Source organism: Flavobacterium frigidum, assembly GCF_048286795.2.
Map to the genome: position 1 here is coordinate 47216 of NZ_JBLVPT020000007.1, position 19376 is coordinate 66591.

Below are 19376 nucleotides of genomic sequence, written 5' to 3' on the forward strand. Positions count from 1 at the left end.
CATGGCTTTAGATAAAAACCAAATTGCAAAACGCATCGCAAAAGAATTGAAACACAACTATTATGTGAATCTTGGAATAGGAATACCAACACTGGTAGCGAACTATATTCCAGAAGGTATTGATGTTGAGTTTCAAAGTGAAAATGGCGTACTTGGAATGGGACCTTTCCCATTTGAAGGAGACGAAGATGCCGATTTAATCAACGCAGGAAAACAAACCATAACAACATTACCAGGCGCCAGTTTCTTTGATTCTGGATTTAGTTTTGGCATGATTCGTGGCCAACATGTTGACTTAACAATTCTTGGTGCTATGGAAGTTTCTGAAAATGGTGATATAGCCAACTGGAAAATACCAGGGAAAATGGTCAAAGGAATGGGTGGCGCAATGGATTTAGTCGCTTCGGCAGAAAATATTATTGTAGCCATGATGCATGTAAATAAGGCTGGAGAATCTAAAATTCTTAAAAAATGTACGTTGCCTTTAACTGGTGTAGGATGCGTTAAAAAAGTTGTTACTGAACTTGCTGTACTGGAAATAACATCACAAGGATTCAAGCTACTAGAACGCGCACCTGGCGTAACCATAGAACACATTGTTGCTTCAACCGAAGCAACATTAATTATTGATGGTGAAATTCCAGAAATGATTCTCGATTAAGACTGTCTTCACCCAAATACAATACAACAAAAAATACATCCTATAGACGGATGTATTTTTTTTGATACTGTTTTGTAGTATTTATATTCGGCATCAAATCATAAAAAAATATAAAAACAGCCCTATTTTCTCTATTAGAACAGCAACACTAAAATATATTTTAACAAAAAATTAATATTATATATATTTTTTGTTAAATTAGCTATCATATTTAATTTGATATTTTAAATAATTAACCAAAACCCCAAACCTATGAAAACAAAATTACTCGGTAAAATTGCCTTGTTTGCTTCCGTTTCTTTTTTTGCAATAGAAGCACAAGCACAAGATGCAACCAAATATGTAAAACAAAAAATTACGGATGAAAAAGGAAAACCTTCTTTGATCGTTTTTAATGAAAAGTCTACTTACAAATCCTCCGATGCTCAACAAGCATTCACTGAACAGTTAGGATTAAAAACCAATTCTAATTTTACTAAAACTAAATCCGAAACAGATAAATTGGGAATTTCTCACGACAAATTCCAATTGTATCACCAAGGCTTAAAAGTAGAATTTTCAACGTACACGTTGCACTCCAAAGCTGGGAAATTAGAATCAATGAGTGGAGAATTTTATAAATTGGATAATGTAAATACTAATCCAAAATTAACCAAAGATCAAGCATTTGTTCGTGCCTTGAAACAAATAGGAGCCAAACAATACCTTTGGGAATCAACAGAGAACTCTAAAGCAATGAACTACCAAAAACCTACTGGAGAGTTGGTTTTACTTCCTGTTTTAGATGGTGCAACTTCAAAACAAAAAGACAATAATTTACGGTTGGCATATAAATTCGATATTTATGCTACAAACCCGGTTAGTCGTGGTGATTTATATATAGATGCAGTTTCTGGAGAACCGTTGTTTTATAATGCTACCATAAAACACCTTGGAGAATACAGCAATGGGCACAAAAACGATGGGTCTAAAACCTCAAAAGGACTAATAAATGCTGTCGCCTTTGTTGCAGCAAACGCAGCCACACGTTACAGTGGTACACAATCCATTCAAACTACTTTAAGCGGTTCATCATATATTTTAGCAGATGCAACACGAGGTTTGGGGATAAACACTTTCAATATGAAAAAAGGAACCAATTATACTACTGCGGTGAATTTTACCGATGTGGATAATAACTGGACCGCAGCTGAATTTGACAATACTAATAAAGACAATGGTGCCCTTGATGCGCATTGGGGTGCAGAGAAAACATATGACTACTTTTCAACTAAACACACGAGAAACAGTTATGACAACGCTGGCGCTGTTATAAAAAGCTACGTGCACTATGGTGTTGCTTACGACAATGCGTACTGGAATGGTAGTGTTATGACCTACGGCGATGGTAGTGGAACAAATTTTGACGTGCTTACTTCTTTAGACGTAGCGGCACACGAGATTGGACATGCAATTTGTGAAAAAACAGCCAATCTAGCTTACCAAAGAGAATCAGGAGCCATGAATGAGGGATTTTCTGATATATGGGGTGCGTGTGTGGAATATTTTGCGGCTCCTACAAAATCAACATGGTTAATAGGAGAAGACATCGAAAGAAGAGCTGGAAAAACGGCTTTACGTTCCATGAGTAATCCAAAATTAGAAGGACAGCCAGACACCTATGGCGGAACAAATTGGAAAGTCATTAATTGTGGCACTCCAACACAGACCAATGATTATTGTGGTGTTCATACCAATAGCGGTGTATTAAACCACTGGTTCTATATTTTATCTGTAGGTAAATCAGGAACAAATGACATAGGTAGTTCTTATAATGTAACTGGAATTACAATTGACAAAGCTGCAAAAATTGCTTACCGATTAGAAAGCGTGTATCTATCAGCAAATTCAACTTTTGCAAATGCAAGAACTTACGGAATTCAGTCAGCAACAGATCTCTACGGAGCGGGTTCTGCTGAAGTGATCGCTACTACAAACGCATTTTATGCTGTAGGAGTTGGTGCTGCTTATGCTGGCACAGCTGATACTACTGCACCGTCTACTCCTGCAAGCTTAACTGCATCAGGAACAACTTCAACAACAACAAACTTATCTTGGACAGCCGCTACTGATAATGTTGCAGTAACCGGGTACAATGTATATCGAGGTAGCAGTTTATTAGCCACAGTTACTGGGACAACGTATGCCGTTACAGGATTAACTGCTGCAACAGCCTATACTTTCACAGTAAAAGCAAAAGATGCTGCAGGAAATTTATCTGCTGCTAGTAATGTAGCAAGCGTTACCACATCTGGAACTACAGTAACGTACTGCATCTCTAAAGGAAGTAATGCAACATCTGAATACATTGACTATGTAGCTTTGGGTGGAATTGCCAACACAACTGGTGCCAATGCAGGATACGGAAACTTTACAGCCTTGACAGGAAATGTACCTTATGGATCAAATACAATCTTGTTTAGCGCAGGTTTTAGTGGTTCCGCGTATACTGAATACTGGAAAATATGGATTGATTATAATAAAAATGGTGTTTTTGAAACAACGGAGCAAGTTGTTTCCGGTTCTTCGTCAAGTAGTGCAAACTTAACAGCTACTTTTACGGTTCCTACGACAGCCTTATCTGGACCTACACGTATGAGGGTATCCATGAAATACAATGCTGCTCAAACTGCTTGTGAAACTTTTTCATATGGAGAAGTAGAAGACTACACCGTAAACATTGGTGGAGCAGCAATAGCAGGTTTTACAACAAGTTTTGCAGATGGTTTAGGTGATGAAAATAATATATTTGAATATACTATGTCTCCAAACCCTACTTCTGACTTCTTGAATATTAAAATGGCAGATAATCGCAATGCTACTTTCAGCATTTTTAATTTCCTAGGTCAAAAAATAGAGACGGGGAAAATATCTGAAAATGCAATTAATGTAAGTAAACTAGCTTCTGGAGTATATCTCTTAGAGGTAAATGATGGTCAGAAAAACATCACTAAAAAATTCATTAAAGAGTAATATTTTTTTTAAATTTATTAAAAGGGGGCAGTTCATATAACTGCTCCCTTTTTTATTTATAACCCTAACGCATTAAAAAATTTAAGATTTATGGTAAAAAAGTAAGCTATTAGATACCTTACAATTCAGTTGGCTTTAAAACACTACATGACAGAGAACTGAAGTCTAACATAATGGTAGTTTAGTAAGTAAAGGCGTTGATTATCAAGTTCAACAATAGTGTCGAAACTATAGTAAAAGTAATCAACAAGGTGTCAATTAGTTCTAGTTTTAAATCAAAAAAAAGCCTCACAGTACTCTGTAAGGCTTAATTTTTATACAGTAAAATAATTTCAATTTGAATTTCATGATCGCTGTTAGAATCTTTTCACGTCTGAAATCTTAGTTTTTAATTCATTCAAAAGAACCACGTAGCAACAAAAATAGCAGTAACTACACAAATCACATCAACAATAAGCATGGTACCTAAAGCGTAACGTGTGTTTTTGATGTTTACCGAACCAAAGTATACCGCAATTACATAAAACGTACTTTCGGCGCTACATTGAAAAATACTAGCCAATCTAGCAGTTAGTGAGTCGGCACCAAAAGTATTCATAGAATCGATCAAAAACCCTCTAGATCCTGCAGAACTAAATGGACGTAGCAACGCAACTGGCAATGCATCTGTAATTTCTTTGCTTACTCCCATATTAGAAAAAATAAAAGCAATCCAGTTGCTAATTATTTCGAATAGACCGCTGTTTCTAAACAAGGAAATAGCAACTAACATTCCTAGAACATAAGGAAAAATTGTGACTCCTGTTTTGACACCATTGTTAGCTCCTACCACAAACGTCTCAAAAACAGTAGTTGATGCTTCTGTAAATTTCTTTTCATTTACAAAGGAAAAGATAAGCGTAAAAGCGATAATCGCTATTAATATTAAAGCCGATAGATTTGATGTAAAGTAGTTTTTACCAATTAAGTCCAACTGGTTCACGTACATCAACAAACCTATTATAGCTGCGATTAACGCAATTAAAACCAATACTAAAGAAGCACTCTTGAAATTGATTTTCTGTTTGATTCCAACAATTAAAAAGGCGGCAATCGTCCCTATGAACGACGTAATGATACATGGCAACATCACATCAGCAGGATTACTGGCATTGGCAGCAGCTCTATACCCAATAATAGAGGTAGCAATCAACGTAAGTCCGGAGGCATGTAAACACATGAACATGATTTGAGCATCGCTAGCTTTGTCTTTTTCAGGATTTATTTCTTGCAGGCTCTCCATCGCTTTTAATCCAAAAGGAGTTGCAGCCGAATCTAGCCCTAAGAAATTAGCGGCAAAATTCAAAGTCATATACGAAATCGATGGGTGATTTTTTGGGATACTCGGAAATACTTTGACAAAAACGGGACTTAAGGCTTTGGCCAATTTTCCCGAAGCACCAGAAATGATTAAAAGTTCCATCAACCCACAGAAAAAAGCCAAATACGCCATCAATGGCAATACTAAATCCAGCAAAGTACTTTTACAGGTAGGCAACAATCCATCAGATTTTTGCACGCCACTGTAGATTTTTACGGTTTTATTTTTGAAAACATACGTCGTGTCTGCATTGAGCGAATCCCGATTAATGATCATAGTTTGGTCTACCGCTGTTTTAATACTGTCTTTTATATAAGCAGGAAGCTGCTCTACATATCTTTCCGAGATAAGAATTGGATCGTCTTTCTTTCCGTTCAAAACGTGATCAATGGTATAATTGTCTCCTGCAAATAAACTAAATACTACAAATACAATTGCCGATATAAAAATGACCAACCAAAATCTGCTTAATACCATAACTTATAATTTTTGTAAATGTAATAAATCAATATTCAATGTCAATTGCAATGTCAATTTCAATAATAGAATTTTAAAATTGTATTTCCCATAGAATTTTGATATTAATATTGCCATTGAAGTTTCTTACACATGAATAATCTCCTCCTCTATCAACAATTCTTCACGCCTTAATCGAAGGAAAATCTGTGCTACAGCAATCGTATCTTTTTCACAATACGTTACAATACGGTCAATGTTTTTTTCTACATAAAACACATGACCGACTTGGCTACCATCGATATCGCCTTTTGAAGAAGGAATTCCGAGTACTTTACACATTAATTTCAAGGACGTAAAATGCTTGTAATCGCCAAATTTCCATAATTCTAGGGTATCCAAATGCGGAATTTCCCAAGGTTTTTTTCCAAATAAATTCAGCTTGTCTGGAATTGCAATGTTATTGATAATCATTCGCCGGGCGAGAAAAGGAATGTCAAACTCTTTGGCGTTGTGTCCGCATAAAACATGCTGTGGTTGATTGAAGTGATTGTTGAGTAAATTATTAAAGTCGGAAAGGATTTTTTTCTCCTCGCCAAAGAAACTCGTTACTCGAAAATTACGAATGTCCCCTTTGATGGTAAAATAACCTACCGAAATACACACAATTTTACCAAACTCAGCCCAAATTCCTGCACGGTCGTAAAATTCTTCTGCAGTAAAATCATCTTTGCGTTGGTATAGCGTTTTATGTTCCCAAAGCGCTTGCATTTCGTCGTCTAGCAAATTAAAATCTGCTGTTTCTGGAACAGTTTCGATGTCTAAGAAAAGAATGTTGTTGAGATTTATTTTTTCAATCATGGTATGGCACGCAGATGACGCGGATTTAACAGATTTGCACGGATATTCTTAAACGAATATAAAAAAATTATTCATAAATAACTAAAACAAACTATGTTGCGGGGAAGGATTTTCATGTTCTAACAACCATTTTTTGCGCCATAATCCTCCTGCATACCCCGTTAAAGAACCATCACTACCAATGACTCTGTGACAGGGAACCACAATCCAAAGTGGGTTTTTCCCATTTGCGGAAGCCACAGCCCGAATGGCTTTTGGGTCGCCGAGAAATTTAGATTGTTCTAGATACGTTCTTGTTTTCCCAAACGGAATATCGAGTAATGCGTTCCACACTTTTTGTTGAAAATCAGTTCCTTTTGGGTTGAGTTTAAAGGTAAAATCAGTTCTTTGAGAATTGAAATATTCTTGAAGTTGCTGCACTGCATCTCGCAAAAAAACCGGGATTTGAGCAGACACTTCACCCTCATCTAACACTGTTATTTCAGAAACACCATGTACATCACCTGTAATGGCTGCAATTCCTAAAGGAGTTTTGATATAAACTGTTTCCATTTTTTAAAGGTAAAAAAATAATCTGTGCGTACTGAATGTAGTCACAAAAAAACCATTCGTACTTGTGAATGGTCTTTGTTTTTAGCCCTGATAGAAGCGGCATCCTCTTGTGGTAGCGCTAGCGAACGCAAGAGATACAGCGGATAGCAGGAAATAGCTCCAGATACTGAAACAAGTTCAGTATGAATTATTTTACATGCGAATATACATAGGCCTCAAGCGCTTTTAATTCTTCATCGGACATGGCTTTTGTGATCGTAAAGTTTGTTTTCATGACCTCGTACTGACTTGGATCTACAATAGGCTCGCCCTCTCCTTTTAAAAAAGCAACCATATCTGCATTTTTACTTTTGTAAATGGCCGCAATGTCTTGTAAGCTGGGACCGATTACCTTTTCTGCAGCTTGATGACAAGCGACACAGTTTCCTTTACCCTCAAAAATTTCCTTTCCAAGTTCAACAGGGGATTGGGCTATTTCTACAGTAGTGGTTGGGTAGAGTGATTCTTTCTTTGTTTCTTCTTTCTTGCAAGATAGAAACCAACATACGACTACTAAGCAAAGGATCTTTTTCATTATTTTTTATTTAAAAGTATTGCGGCTTCTTTGGCAAAATAAGTCGAAATTAAACTGGCACCCGCGCGTTTGATACACATTAACTGCTCCATCATGGTTTGGTCGTGATCTAGCCAACCTCGTTCTGAAGCGGCTTTAATCATAGCATACTCACCGGACACATGGTATACGGTTACGGGCACATGAACCGCATTTTTTACTTCGCGAACAATATCTAAGTATGCAATTCCGGGTTTTACCATAACCATATCGGCACCTTCCTCTACATCCCAAAGGGCTTCTTTGATGGCTTCCAGGCGATTGGCATAATCCATTTGGTAAGTTTTTTTGTCTTTTGGCACTACTACATCTGCTTGTTTTGGAGCAGAGTCTAAAGCATCACGGAAAGGACCATAAAACGCTGAAGCATATTTAGCGGAGTAACTCATGATGCCCACGTTATGATACCCTGCAGCATCTAAACCTTGGCGCAAGCGTAGTACACGACCATCCATCATATCGCTTGGTGCTACAAAGTCGGCACCTGCTTGAGCGTGAGATACGGCCATTTTTACCAAAGCATCATTGGTAGAATCATTTTCTACATCGCCATTTCCTATGATTCCGTCATGACCATAAATTGAATAAGGGTCTAAAGCCACATCAGGCATGACAATCATTTCCGGGCAAGCGGCTTTGATGGCACGAATAGCATTTTGCATGAGTCCGTTAGGGCTCCAGGCTTCTTTTCCGCTATTATCTTTTAAACTTTCGTCGACTTTTACGTAGATGTTGACCGCCCGAATTCCCAATGCAAATATTTCTTTGACCTCTTCGACGTTTAAATCAATCGAACGGCGAAATATTCCTGGCATAGATGGAATTTCTACTTGTACGTTTTCGCCTTCGGCAATAAACATGGGAAACATAAAATCACTTGGACTTAATGTAGTTTCACGAACTAATGAGCGAATGGATTCGTTTACTCTTAACCGACGACCTCTGTGTAATGGGAACATATCTTTAGTTTTTCCAGCTCCGGAGGAGCGTAATGTTTATAGTAATTTATTTTATCATGCTATTTTTAAGCCCGGTAAGGGCGACATATTTATCTCTAATTAACATCATCAAAAAGATATTCATTTTTAAAATCTACATTAAATAATTTTAAAAATTCTACATATTCTTCTTTGAATGTTTTTGTTTTGTGATGTACTTCTTGATTTTGTATATAATTGATAACATTAGTCAATTGCGAATGGCTGTAGGTGAATGCTCCAAATCCCGTTTGCCACTCAAATTTACCATTTATCCATGCTTTTTCATTAATGAATCTTGATGAATTGGCTTTTATATCTCTCACCAAATCTGACAAGGCTTTATTTGGCTTTAAGCCAATTAGAATATGAACGTGGTCTGGCATTCCATTAATCGCAATTAATTTTTGACCTTCATTTGTAACGATATCAGTGATATATTTGAATAATTCGTCTTTCCATTTACTAAAAATCAGATTTTGTCTGCCCTTGACGGCAAAGACAATTTGGATGTATATTTGAGAATAGGTATTTGCCATTATAAATTGATGTTGGTTAAATATGTCATCCCTACGGGATTCAATTTCAATTACATAAATTATTTTATATAGATATATCGCACCGATGGTTGCTATAAATATAGCGCTCCTCCGGAGCTAAAATGAATACAAATAATTCACTATAAATATACCGCACCGATGGTTGCTATAAAAATACCGCACCGATGGTGCTCCGTCAAAACAATACAATCTCCTATACATATTACGCTCCTACGGAGCTAAAATGAATCGAAATAATATTATTTGCTATACATCTAGCGCTCCTCTGGAGCTAAACTAACCACTCAACAGGATTCTCCAGCACTTTCAGTAATTTTTCTTCTTCGCTTCCTACCTCTGGATGATGGTCGTACACCCATTGCACATGTGGCGGCAAACTCATCAGAATTGACTCAATTCTTCCGTTGGTTTTTAAGCCAAATAAAGTGCCTTTGTCGTGTACTAAATTGAACTCCACGTAACGACCTCTTCGGATTTCCTGCCACGTTCTTTGTTCTGCAGTATAAGGTAAATTTTTTCGCCGTTCTAATATTGGAATATAAGCGGTTAAAAATGAATTTCCAACTTCAGTTACAAAGTTAAACCAGTTTTCCATTGACATTTGCTCGGTTGCTTTGCAATAATCGAAAAACAATCCACCTAGTCCACGTGCTTCATTGCGGTGAGCGTTCCAGAAATAGGCATCGCATTGTTTCTTATATTTTGGATAAAACTCCGGATTGTGTTTGTCGCAAGCAGTTTTGCAGGTTTGATGAAAATGAATTGCATCTTCTTCAAATAAATAATAGGGCGTTAAATCCTGTCCGCCACCAAACCATTGTTGAATCACATTTCCGTTGTCATCGTACATTTCGAAATAACGCCAATTCGCGTGAACGGTTGGCACCATTGGGTTTTTAGGATGGATGACCAAACTCAGTCCGCAGGCAAAAAAATCAGCTTCGCCTACATTGAACATCTTTTGCATGGCTTCAGGTAATTTTCCATGCACTGCTGAAATATTGACACCGCCTTTTTCGATAACATTTCCATTTTCAATTACGCGTGTTCTTCCTCCGCCACCTTCTGGACGTTCCCAAAGGTCTTCCTTGAATTTGGCATAACCTTCAACAGCTTCTAAGCCAGCAACAGTTTGGTCTTGAAGGTTTTGTATGTATTGGTAAAATTTATTTTTCATTATACAATTCATATAATTCCATGTCTAATGGAGTTCCATTGATTGGAGTAAATTCATTTTGTAAGGTGCCTTGCCAAATAAAACCATTATTTTCAGCTACTTTAACACTTCCTAAATTGGTTTTATGAGCTATAATCTGAAGTGTTTTTAAACCTAAATCCTCAAAAGCAAAATTTGTCATTTCTTTTACCGCAAATGAAGTCAAACCATTTCCTTCAAATTCGGAACCAATGCAGTAGGCAAATTCTCCTTGCTTTTTTTCCCAATCAAGTTTTTTAATAATAATTAAACCTACAATTTGTTGGATATTTATATCTCGAACAACAAAAGTAAAATTTGTCTTCTCTGCTATTTCTTTATTCTTAATTGAAATATAGGCTTGCGTCTTTTCTAAAGAACTATTCATTTCCAATGTTAGTGGAAAAAACAAATTCAATCGTTCCTTATTATCCAACATGAACTGATACAATTGATTGGAATCAATTGGTTTCAACTTGTCTACTATATAATTTTCAAATTTCAATTTACTGACCATACTCCTTCACGGCATCAATAAAGGCCTTAGCGTGATCCACGGGAATATTTGGTAAAATTCCGTGACCTAAGTTTACGATGTATTTGTCTTTTCCGAATTCGTCAATCATTTCGTTTACCATTTTCTTGATCACAGGAATTGGAGATAATAATCTTGATGGATCAAAATTTCCTTGTAAAGTGATATTTCCTCCAGACAAGTATCTGGCATTTCTTGGAGAGCACGTCCAATCTACTCCTAGTGCCGATGCTCTACTTTTTCCCATTTCGTTCAAAGCAAACCAACATCCTTTTCCAAAAACAATTACGGGTGTTACATCTGCCAACGCTTCGATAATTTGGTTGATGTATTTCCATGAGAATTCTTGATAATCCACTGGAGATAACATTCCGCCCCAAGAGTCAAAAATTTGCACGGCGTTTACTCCCGCTTTTACTTTCTCTTTGAGGTATGCAATTGTAGTATCCGTAATTTTTTGCAATAAAACATGCGCTGCCTCTGGATGTTGGAAACAAAATCCTTTGGCCATATCAAAACTTTTAGAACCTTTTCCTTCTACTGCATAACACATAATTGTCCAAGGAGAACCTGCGAAGCCAATTAATGGCACCTCATCATTCAGCATTTCCTTGGTCAATTTTATAGCATCAAAAACGTATCCTAATGTTTCATTTACATCTGGAACGATTACTTTCTCCACATCCTGAATGGTACGAATTGGATTTGGTAAATACGGACCAAAATTAGGTTTCATCTCCACTTCAATTCCCATGGCTTGTGGAATAACCAATATGTCCGAGAATAAAATCGCTGCATCAGGAGCAATTCTTCTTATCGGTTGAACTGTAATTTCCGCAGCTAATTCCGGCGTTTGACAACGCGTGAAAAAATCATATTTATCACGCAAAGCGATGAATTCCGGTAAATATCTTCCGGCTTGACGCATCATCCATACTGGCGGGCGTTGTACTGTTTCTCCTTTTAGTGCTCTTAAAAATAGGTCGTTCTTAATCATGTATTTAAATTTTTGCAGATTGCTAGATGCTTTCCGTTTTATAATATTCAATAACTTCCTCAATCACCTCTTCGATAATTGGTGTTGCAGCAATTACTATGTTTTTAATTTTCTTTGTTTCTAAAGCTGATGCCGTCGTTTTACCTACGCAAAAGCAAACTTCGTTTTTGATCTTATTATTTGTTAAATAACTTTCGACCGCAGAGGGGCTAAAAAACAATATACCATCAAATTTCTCTTGATCAGATATTTTAAATGGGGCCAACTTGGTTTGATACACTTCAATTTCATTGAAAGTTATTCCTGCACTTTTTAATGCTTCTGGCAACGTTTCTTTACGCAAATTTCCACTCAAAAAAGTATAACTTTCTTTGTTGTAAATCAAAGTGATTATTTCAGCTAATTCAGATGCGTAATCCAAATAAACATCAACGGTAAAACCATGCGATTCTAATAACTCCTTGGTTTTAATCCCAACACAAAAAACAGGTTTGGTTTTTAAAACTTCCCAGCCGTTTTGTTCGATCAAACTTAAAACGGCATTTTGACTACTAAAGATTAAGTTATTGTTAATTGTTTTGAGTTCAAAAAGGTTGTTTTTTATTTCAATAAAATCTTGCTCCAAAAGATCCAGATTAGCATCAAGAAGTACTTTCCTTTGCTCGTCAGTCAATGTTTTGGTAGATAAAATACTTGTTTGACTCATTATTTCTTCAAATTAATTTTAATTGTTGTCATCAATTCTGCTCCGCCATTTTCTAAAATTTCTTGGGCACAATAAAAACCTAATTTTTTCCATTCTTGCATCGGAACAGTTTTTTCAACTTCTATTTTTTGTTTTCCATCTAATGAAAAAAGGACCCCTTTGAACACGATGTCATCTTCTACAAAGACTGCTAAACCGCCAATTGGTGCCGTACAACCGCCTTCAAGTGTTTTTAAAAACTGTCTTTCGATGTGTGTGCAAACTTCGGTATCAATATCGTTAAGTTCGTTTAGCGCTTGTCTACAAAATTCATCATTTGCCATGGCAACAACTACCATAGCGCCTTGAGCTGGTGCTGGAATCATCCAATCCAAATCAATATAATCGGTAGGCTTTAAGATTATTCTTTCTAATCCAGCTGCCGCAAAAATAGCGCCGCTCCAGTCGCTTTCGTGTAACTTTTGCATTCTCGTATTGACGTTTCCGCGCAAATCTACTACGTTGTGATTGGGATATTTATTTAACCATTGCGCCTGACGACGCAAACTTCCTGTGGCAATTGTTCCTTCGCCAGTAAGAAAATCAAGGTTTCCTTTATGCACTAAAATATCCAACGTATTTGCTCTTTCTAGAACGGCGGCTTGCACAATTCCTATAGGTAATGCCGTAGGAACATCCTTCATGGAATGCACCGCAATATCTACATCGCCATTGATCATAGCAACATCAAGTGTTTTAGTAAATATTCCAGTAATACCAAGCTCGTATAATGGCTTGTCTAAAATTATATCTCCAGTAGATTTAACGGCTAAAATTTCGGTTTTATACCCTAAATCGTTTAGCTTTTTCTGGACAGTGTGGGCTTGCCAAAGCGCAAGTTCGCTATCGCGGGTTCCTATGCGTATCGTTTTATTTATCATTTTTATTTTTCCAAACCATTAAGAAATTAAGTTTCATTAAGATCTGATTTAAATCATATTACTATTATTTTTAAACTTCAATTTTTTGAAATTAGAATTCATCGAGCATCGAAAAATATTTGTTTACAAATGGCTTTAAAGACTTTGTGATGTTCGTTGTATTAAAATTAATTAACAATCCTTGAGGTTTTTCCAGTAATGTCATATAAGTTAATAATTGTGCTTCATGAATTGGTAAAACATTTTCAACTGCTTTTAATTCAACAACAATCGAATCATTAACTAGCAAATCTATCCTTAAATTAGATTCTAATACTAACTCATCATATTCGATTTTAACAATTAATTGCTGTTTTACATCGTACCCATTTTTTTCTAATTCATACTTTAGACATTGTTCATAAACACTTTCCAAAAGTCCAGGACCCAATTTTTTATGCACTTTTATTGCTAAACCTGTTATTTCAAAAGATAACTTTGTAATTTCTTTTTTTGTCATTTAAAAAGTTATTATTTTCAAAAGTCTAAATGAAACTTAATTTCTTAATGGTGAAAATTTTATTTTGCAGTAGCACCAATCTTGAACACTTTCTCAATCCATTCGATACTTTCATCGACCATTGTATCATCATCTTTTAAGTGATTGGCAAAATGCGTTGTAATTTTTTGGATGATTCTGTTACTGATTATCTCCGCTTGCTCTTCATTGAAGTTGGAAATTTTCTTGCTTTGAAAATCCAGTTCCGATGCTTTTATCGCATTTAACTTGGCTTTCAACGCGTGAATGGTTGGGGCAAATTTTCGTCCTTTGGTCCACGTAATGAATTCATCTTTGATTTCCTCAATAATAGCTTCAGCTGCAGGAATGTGCTTTTTTCTGTTTTCTAAAGTCTCGTCTGTTAGTTGTGACAAATAGTCCATGTGGATCAAGGTAACACCTTCAATTTCTTCCACATTTTCATTTACATTTTTCGGAATTGATAAATCCAATATCAACATTGGTTTTTTCAAATTCAGAATAGCTTTATCAATGGTTGGATTTTGAGCACCCGTAGCTACCACAACAACATCTGCTTTTTGAAGTTCCAAATGCAGTTCAGAGTAATCTTTTACGATTAAGTTTAATTTTCCAGCTAATTTTTCGGCCTTTTCTTTGGTTCTATTAATTAGCGTAATGTGCTCGTTTTTTGTATGTTTCACTAGATTTTCGCACGTATTTCTACCAATTTTTCCAGTACCAAACAAGAGAATGTTTTTGTTCCCAATGTCTTGTACATTGTTGATAATATAACGAACTGCGGCAAAAGAAACCGAAGTAGCACCAGAGCTAATTTCTGTATCTGTTTTTATTTTTTTACTGGCTTGGATAACAGCATTCACTAGTCTTTCCATAAAAGCATTGGCTAAACCCAACGATTTTGACTGTGAAAAGGAATTTCTTATTTGTGCGATAATCTCAAAATCACCCAGAATCTGACTGTCTAAACCAGTTCCTACACGAAACATGTGGCTGATGGCTTCTTGATTTTTATAGACAAAGCCTACCTTTTGAAATGCTTCAACGGAGCCTTGGCTGTTCTCACAAATTAATTTGATTAATTGAAACGGATGTTCTGCATATCCATAGATTTCAGTACGATTGCAGGTAGAAGTGACTATTAAACTCTCTATTCCTTCATTTTTAGCTTGTTCCAGCAACCGCACTTTTGCAGCAGCATCCAAACTAAATATTCCTCTAATCTCAGCATCTGCTTTTTTATAGCTTAGTCCAACGGCGTAAAAATAATGATGCTTCGATGTATTATTGTTTTCCATATTTGCACTTTTCCAAAAAGTGAGACAAAATTATCACTATAGTATTTATAAAAGTAACGCTAGAAGTTCTTTTTGTATCGCTTCGTGATTTTTTAATTCCAATGTCTTATTTTATGGTAAAAAAATCTATTTTTGTAATGAATTCAAGTCCTTTGAATTAAACTATTTAGAGTTGTTCTAAATAAAAAGGTTTGATAATTATGATTTTCATATTAAAAAAATATCGCTATGGGTTCTCAGGAAATTATAAAAATTGAAGATGACTTTACGCTTATCCGTTTTCAAAATGACGGGATCGAAAATTTTAACGTCCAACGTGAAGTCAGCAGTGGCCTGATTCAATTTCATTTTGGACTAAAGGGAAGCGCCAAATTTATCTTCAACCAAGGGAATTACGCTTTGGAACTAAAAGAAGAAAAATCATTGCTTTTGTACAATCCACAAAAAGAATTGCCTTTAAATCTAGAATTAGCGCCGAATTCTTGGGTGATTTCGGTGATTATTTCCATCAAAAAATTCCACGCATTGTTCTCGAGCGAGGCAGATTATATTACTTTTTTAAGCGCAGATAATAAAGACAAAAAATATTATAACGAAGGCAATATCAGTCCATCAATGGCAATTGTATTGTCGCAATTGTTTCATTATAGTTTGCACCCATCTATTAAAAACTTGTATTACAAAGGAAAAGGGTACGAATTGCTGAGTTTGTATTTCAACCGAACCGAAGACCCAAATGCAGAACAATGTCCGTTTTTAATCGATGAAGACAATGTGATCAAAATAAAAAGAGCCAAAGAAATTATTATTGCAAATATGGCTGAACCGCCAGGTTTGCAAGAGTTAGCGGATGAAATAGGATTGAATTTGAAGAAGCTAAAAATGGGTTTCAAACAAATTTATGGGGATACCGTTTATGGGTTTTTATTTGATTACAAAATGGATTTTGCTCGAAAATTACTCGACAGCGGTTCCTATAATGTAAATGAAGTAGGACTCAAAATTGGATACAGCACGGGAAGCCACTTTATAGCGGCATTCAAAAAGAAATTTGCTACAACGCCAAAAAAATATTTAATGTCCATCAATCCAAATATGGCGTAATCCATTGATTTCATATATTAAACAATAAATAAAAAATAGTTAAGCACAATTTTTAAAAAAGTAAGTTTAGGTACTTTTGTAATAATAAAAAACAACAACATGAAAGGTGTATTATTAGTAAATTTAGGTTCTCCAGAAAGTCCAACTCCAAAAGATGTAAAACCGTATTTAGATGAATTTTTAATGGACAAATACGTAATTGATGTTCCGTTTTTGTTGCGAGCTTTATTAGTTCGTGGAATTATTTTGCAAACCAGACCTAAAAAATCAGCTGCTGCTTATGCAAAAATATGGTGGGACGAAGGTTCGCCGCTTGTAGTTATCTCGAAAAGAATGCACGAAAAGGTACAAAAACTAGTTGATGTACCAGTATCACTTGCGATGCGTTACGGAAATCCGTCCTTGCTTTCTGGATTACAAGAATTGCATGATAAAGGCGTGAACGAGGTGCTGCTTTTTCCTTTATATCCGCAACATGCCATGGCTTCTACTACTACAATCTTAGAACTGGCTGAAGAACATCGTAAAAAATATTTCCCAGAAATGAAATTTACTATTGTTCCTGCTTTTTATAACAAACCTGATTACTTGCAAAACCTTGCTGATTCTATCAAGGGACATTTAGAAGGTTTTGACTACGATCATTTATTATTTTCTTACCACGGTATTCCAGAGCGCCACATTCGCAAAACAGATATTACCAAGTCACATTGTGAAATAGACGGTTCTTGTTGCAACACGCCTTCGCCAGCGCATGAATTTTGCTACCGTCACCAATGTTACGAAACCACGAAACAAGTGGTAAAATTACTAGGTATCCCAGAAGGAAAATACAGTCAAACTTTTCAATCGCGTTTAGCAGGAGATAAATGGTTGACTCCATACACTGACGTGGAAGTGAATAAAATGCCAAAAAAAGGAATTAAAAACCTTGCCGTTGTAACACCTGCTTTTGTATCTGATTGCTTAGAAACATTAGAAGAAATTGCTATGGAAGCCGGTCACGAATTTAAAGAAAATGGTGGTGAAGAATTTTTAGCTATTCCTTGTTTAAATGATGGAGACGATTGGTGTGCAACGGTAGGAAACTGGATCACAAAATGGTCAAATGTTTCGGCACCAATTAAGGCTGACGCTGAAAAAATAACAGCGTAAATGACTGTTACCGCTGATGAGTTAGGTACTCAGGACATTAAAAAACTCTTGATCAAACAAGCCGTCCCCTCCTCTATTGGAATTTTATTCATGTCGATTAATATTTTAATTGACACCATTTTTGTTGGGCAATGGATTGGTTCATTAGCTATTGCAGCGGTAACCGTAGTTTTACCCATCACCTTTTTGATTTCCTCTTTAGGAATGGCAATTGGCGTGGGCGGAGGCTCCGTACTTTCTAGAGCTTTAGGCGCTAATGACCGAGAGAAAGCTCTGCTAACTTTTGGCAATCAGATCAAGATGACTTTTTTATTGGCTTCTATTTTTGTGCTATTTGGACTTGTCTACAGCGATGAAATGCTATTGCTTTTTGGTGCCAAAGGAGCAATTATGCAACCCGCTAAAGAATTTTTTATCCCCATAATAATCAGCGTACCGTTTCTAGCTCTTTGTATGATGGGAAATAATGTGATTCGGGCCGAAGGCAAAGCTAAATTTGCTATGATGGCGATGATTATCCCCGCTTTTGTCAATATTGGATTGGATATTCTTTTTATAAGATATATGAGTTTGGGAATGTTTGGCGCTGCTTTGGCGACAGCCATATCTTATTTTACCTGTTTCTTATTTGTACTTTGGTTTTTTGTTTTCAAAAGCGAACTACAATTAAAAATAAAGCATTTCAAATTTAAAATGCCCATTGTCAAAGAAATTACCGAATTGAGTTTCGTTACTTTTTCACGACAAGGAGTAGTGAGCATTTTGGCGATAATCTTGAACCATACTTTATACACTTACGGCGGCGAACATTCTGTGGCGATTTATGGAATTATCAGCCGAATGCTGATGTTTGCTTTGTTTCCAATACTGGGTATTACACAAGGGTTTTTGCCTATTGCTGGTTTTAATTATGGCGCACAAAATCACGCCAGAGTAAAAGACACCGTACTGCTTTCAATTAAATATTCCGCTTTACTAGCTACAATAATTTTTGTTGTTATTTTAATTTTCGCCAAACCTATTGTTGCCATTTTTACAACTGATCCACACGTAATTGATCAAACTCCGGAAGCTTTGCGCTGGGTGTTTGCGGCTTCGCCAATTATTGCCGTTCAACTTATTGGTGCGGCCTATTTTCAGGCAGCAGGAAAAGCACAAAAAGCGTTGCTTTTGACGTTAAGCAAACAAGGATTCTTCCTAATTCCGTTAGTGCTGATTCTACCAAATTTTTTAGGTATTTTTGGCGTGTGGATTGCATTCCCAATCGCAGATATTTTATCAACGATATTAACTGGCTATTTTCTAAAAAAAGAAATGAATACCAAACTGATTCAAACCAACTATGGAATACTATAATTACCTGAAATCCCTGCACCTCATCTTTGTAATTACATGGTTTGTAGGTCTATTTAATATTGTTCGCTTATTTGTTTACCAAATAGAGGCGGCTGATAAACCATCGCCCGAAAAAGAAATTTTACAAAAACAATTCAAAATAATGACCTATCGCATGTGGTATATTATCACTTGGCCTTCGGCTATATTAGCGAGCATTTTTGCTTTCTGGATGTTGTTTTTTACTGATTTAGGTAACGCTTGGTTAAAAATGCCTTGGATGCACGTAAAACTTGGCTTTGTATTTGCGCTGTACTTATACCATGCAAAATGCCATCAAATATTCAAGCAATTGCAGAATAATCAAGTCAATTACACTTCTAACTTCATGCGTTTGTGGAACGAAGGCGCAACAATTATCCTTTTTGCAGTGGTTTTTTTAGTTATTCTAAAAAATGCAGTAAATTGGATTTATGGTGTTATAGGAATAATTTTGTTTTCCGTTTTAATCATGCTTGGATTTAAATTTTACAAAAAAATTAGAGAAAGAAATCAATCTTAA

General features: G+C 36.0%; 19 protein-coding genes. 6 read left to right on the top strand and 13 right to left on the bottom strand.

Annotated elements, in window-relative coordinates:
- Position 1 precedes the first annotated feature (1 nt).
- Both ACNQGB_RS09215 and ACNQGB_RS09220 read left to right on the top strand, forming a co-directional pair.
- Positions 2-661, top strand: coding sequence for a CoA transferase subunit B (locus ACNQGB_RS09215; protein WP_417945263.1), 660 nt, complete (start codon positions 2-4; stop codon positions 659-661).
- Between the two features lie 252 nt (positions 662-913).
- Positions 914-3673, top strand: coding sequence for a M4 family metallopeptidase (locus tag ACNQGB_RS09220; RefSeq protein WP_417945261.1), 2760 nt, complete (start codon positions 914-916; stop codon positions 3671-3673).
- 397 nt (positions 3674-4070) lie between these two features.
- On the opposite strand, the gene ACNQGB_RS09225 is transcribed toward ACNQGB_RS09220, so the two are convergent.
- The 13 genes from ACNQGB_RS09225 to hemA all read right to left on the bottom strand — a co-directional run bounded on the left by ACNQGB_RS09225 (position 4071) and on the right by hemA (position 15220).
- On the bottom strand, positions 4071-5510 hold the full coding sequence (locus ACNQGB_RS09225) for a nucleoside recognition domain-containing protein (protein WP_417945260.1): 1440 nt from the start codon (positions 5508-5510) through the stop codon (positions 4071-4073).
- Between the two features lie 126 nt (positions 5511-5636).
- Positions 5637-6350 carry a 3'-5' exonuclease gene (locus ACNQGB_RS09230; RefSeq protein ID WP_417946381.1) on the bottom strand — a complete coding sequence of 238 codons (714 nt, stop codon included), beginning with the start codon at positions 6348-6350 and terminating at the stop codon, positions 5637-5639.
- Between the two features lie 81 nt (positions 6351-6431).
- The gene (locus ACNQGB_RS09235; RefSeq protein ID WP_417946379.1) at positions 6432-6902 is read right to left on the bottom strand and encodes a methylated-DNA--[protein]-cysteine S-methyltransferase; all 471 of its coding nucleotides are present in this window, start codon (positions 6900-6902) and stop codon (positions 6432-6434) included.
- 187 nt (positions 6903-7089) lie between these two features.
- Positions 7090-7476, bottom strand: a complete 387-nt coding sequence (locus tag ACNQGB_RS09240) for a c-type cytochrome (protein WP_417946377.1) — start codon at positions 7474-7476, stop codon at positions 7090-7092.
- Positions 7476-8474: a porphobilinogen synthase gene (gene hemB / locus ACNQGB_RS09245; RefSeq protein WP_417946375.1), complete on the bottom strand. Its 999-nt coding sequence runs from the start codon at positions 8472-8474 to the stop codon at positions 7476-7478. The genes ACNQGB_RS09240 and hemB overlap by 1 nt, the downstream gene beginning before the upstream one ends.
- 95 nt (positions 8475-8569) lie before the next feature.
- Positions 8570-9031: an IS200/IS605 family transposase gene (gene tnpA / locus ACNQGB_RS09250; protein WP_417946373.1), complete on the bottom strand. Its 462-nt coding sequence runs from the start codon at positions 9029-9031 to the stop codon at positions 8570-8572.
- 292 nt (positions 9032-9323) lie between these two features.
- Entirely contained in the window at positions 9324-10229 is a 906-nt protein-coding gene (gene hemF, locus ACNQGB_RS09255) for an oxygen-dependent coproporphyrinogen oxidase (protein ID WP_417946371.1), read from the bottom strand.
- Entirely contained in the window at positions 10219-10752 is a 534-nt protein-coding gene (locus ACNQGB_RS09260) for a GNAT family N-acetyltransferase (RefSeq protein WP_417946369.1), read from the bottom strand. The genes hemF and ACNQGB_RS09260 overlap by 11 nt, the downstream gene beginning before the upstream one ends.
- 1 nt (position 10753) lies before the next feature.
- On the bottom strand, positions 10754-11779 hold the full coding sequence (gene hemE / locus ACNQGB_RS09265; RefSeq protein WP_417946367.1) for a uroporphyrinogen decarboxylase: 1026 nt from the start codon (positions 11777-11779) through the stop codon (positions 10754-10756).
- 22 nt (positions 11780-11801) lie between these two features.
- Positions 11802-12485, bottom strand: a complete 684-nt coding sequence (locus tag ACNQGB_RS09270) for a uroporphyrinogen-III synthase (RefSeq protein ID WP_417946365.1) — start codon at positions 12483-12485, stop codon at positions 11802-11804.
- Positions 12485-13405 carry a hydroxymethylbilane synthase gene (gene hemC, locus ACNQGB_RS09275; RefSeq protein ID WP_417946363.1) on the bottom strand — a complete coding sequence of 307 codons (921 nt, stop codon included), beginning with the start codon at positions 13403-13405 and terminating at the stop codon, positions 12485-12487. Before hemC ends, ACNQGB_RS09270 begins: the two co-directional genes overlap by 1 nt.
- Before the next feature lie 91 nt (positions 13406-13496).
- Positions 13497-13904 (bottom strand): GxxExxY protein, encoded by a 408-nt coding sequence (locus tag ACNQGB_RS09280; RefSeq protein WP_417946361.1) that lies wholly within the window; start codon positions 13902-13904, stop codon positions 13497-13499.
- 59 nt (positions 13905-13963) lie between these two features.
- Positions 13964-15220: a glutamyl-tRNA reductase gene (gene hemA, locus ACNQGB_RS09285; RefSeq protein ID WP_417946359.1), complete on the bottom strand. Its 1257-nt coding sequence runs from the start codon at positions 15218-15220 to the stop codon at positions 13964-13966.
- A gap of 228 nt (positions 15221-15448) precedes the next feature.
- Here hemA and ACNQGB_RS09290 point away from each other — a divergent pair, with 228 nt between their 5' ends.
- The 4 genes from ACNQGB_RS09290 to ACNQGB_RS09305 all read left to right on the top strand — a co-directional run bounded on the left by ACNQGB_RS09290 (position 15449) and on the right by ACNQGB_RS09305 (position 19376).
- Positions 15449-16324, top strand: coding sequence for an AraC family transcriptional regulator (locus ACNQGB_RS09290; RefSeq protein ID WP_417946357.1), 876 nt, complete (start codon positions 15449-15451; stop codon positions 16322-16324).
- Between the two features lie 99 nt (positions 16325-16423).
- Entirely contained in the window at positions 16424-17479 is a 1056-nt protein-coding gene (gene hemH, locus ACNQGB_RS09295) for a ferrochelatase (protein ID WP_417946355.1), read from the top strand.
- Entirely contained in the window at positions 17480-18835 is a 1356-nt protein-coding gene (locus ACNQGB_RS09300; RefSeq protein ID WP_417946354.1) for an MATE family efflux transporter, read from the top strand.
- Positions 18822-19376, top strand: a complete 555-nt coding sequence (locus ACNQGB_RS09305) for a CopD family protein (RefSeq protein WP_417946353.1) — start codon at positions 18822-18824, stop codon at positions 19374-19376. The genes ACNQGB_RS09300 and ACNQGB_RS09305 overlap by 14 nt, the downstream gene beginning before the upstream one ends.

Excerpts from the sequence above, each read along its gene's own strand:
- ACNQGB_RS09290 (WP_417946357.1), top strand. The coding sequence starts at position 15,449 with ATGGGTTCTCAGGAAATTATAAAAATTGAAGATGACTTTACGCTTATC.
- ACNQGB_RS09220 (WP_417945261.1), top strand. The coding sequence starts at position 914 with ATGAAAACAAAATTACTCGGTAAAATTGCCTTGTTTGCTTCCGTTTCT.
- ACNQGB_RS09230 (WP_417946381.1), bottom strand. The coding sequence starts at position 6,350 with ATGATTGAAAAAATAAATCTCAACAACATTCTTTTCTTAGACATCGAA.
- ACNQGB_RS09305 (WP_417946353.1), top strand. The coding sequence starts at position 18,822 with ATGGAATACTATAATTACCTGAAATCCCTGCACCTCATCTTTGTAATT.
- ACNQGB_RS09235 (WP_417946379.1), bottom strand. The coding sequence starts at position 6,902 with ATGGAAACAGTTTATATCAAAACTCCTTTAGGAATTGCAGCCATTACA.
- ACNQGB_RS09225 (WP_417945260.1), bottom strand. The coding sequence starts at position 5,510 with ATGGTATTAAGCAGATTTTGGTTGGTCATTTTTATATCGGCAATTGTA.
- hemF (WP_417946371.1), bottom strand. The coding sequence starts at position 10,229 with ATGAAAAATAAATTTTACCAATACATACAAAACCTTCAAGACCAAACT.
- ACNQGB_RS09300 (WP_417946354.1), top strand. The coding sequence starts at position 17,480 with ATGACTGTTACCGCTGATGAGTTAGGTACTCAGGACATTAAAAAACTC.
- tnpA (WP_417946373.1), bottom strand. The coding sequence starts at position 9,031 with ATGGCAAATACCTATTCTCAAATATACATCCAAATTGTCTTTGCCGTC.
- ACNQGB_RS09280 (WP_417946361.1), bottom strand. The coding sequence starts at position 13,904 with ATGACAAAAAAAGAAATTACAAAGTTATCTTTTGAAATAACAGGTTTA.
- hemH (WP_417946355.1), top strand. The coding sequence starts at position 16,424 with ATGAAAGGTGTATTATTAGTAAATTTAGGTTCTCCAGAAAGTCCAACT.
- ACNQGB_RS09215 (WP_417945263.1), top strand. The coding sequence starts at position 2 with ATGGCTTTAGATAAAAACCAAATTGCAAAACGCATCGCAAAAGAATTG.
- hemC (WP_417946363.1), bottom strand. The coding sequence starts at position 13,405 with ATGATAAATAAAACGATACGCATAGGAACCCGCGATAGCGAACTTGCG.
- ACNQGB_RS09270 (WP_417946365.1), bottom strand. The coding sequence starts at position 12,485 with ATGAGTCAAACAAGTATTTTATCTACCAAAACATTGACTGACGAGCAA.
- ACNQGB_RS09240 (WP_417946377.1), bottom strand. The coding sequence starts at position 7,476 with ATGAAAAAGATCCTTTGCTTAGTAGTCGTATGTTGGTTTCTATCTTGC.
- hemA (WP_417946359.1), bottom strand. The coding sequence starts at position 15,220 with ATGGAAAACAATAATACATCGAAGCATCATTATTTTTACGCCGTTGGA.
- hemE (WP_417946367.1), bottom strand. The coding sequence starts at position 11,779 with ATGATTAAGAACGACCTATTTTTAAGAGCACTAAAAGGAGAAACAGTA.
- hemB (WP_417946375.1), bottom strand. The coding sequence starts at position 8,474 with ATGTTCCCATTACACAGAGGTCGTCGGTTAAGAGTAAACGAATCCATT.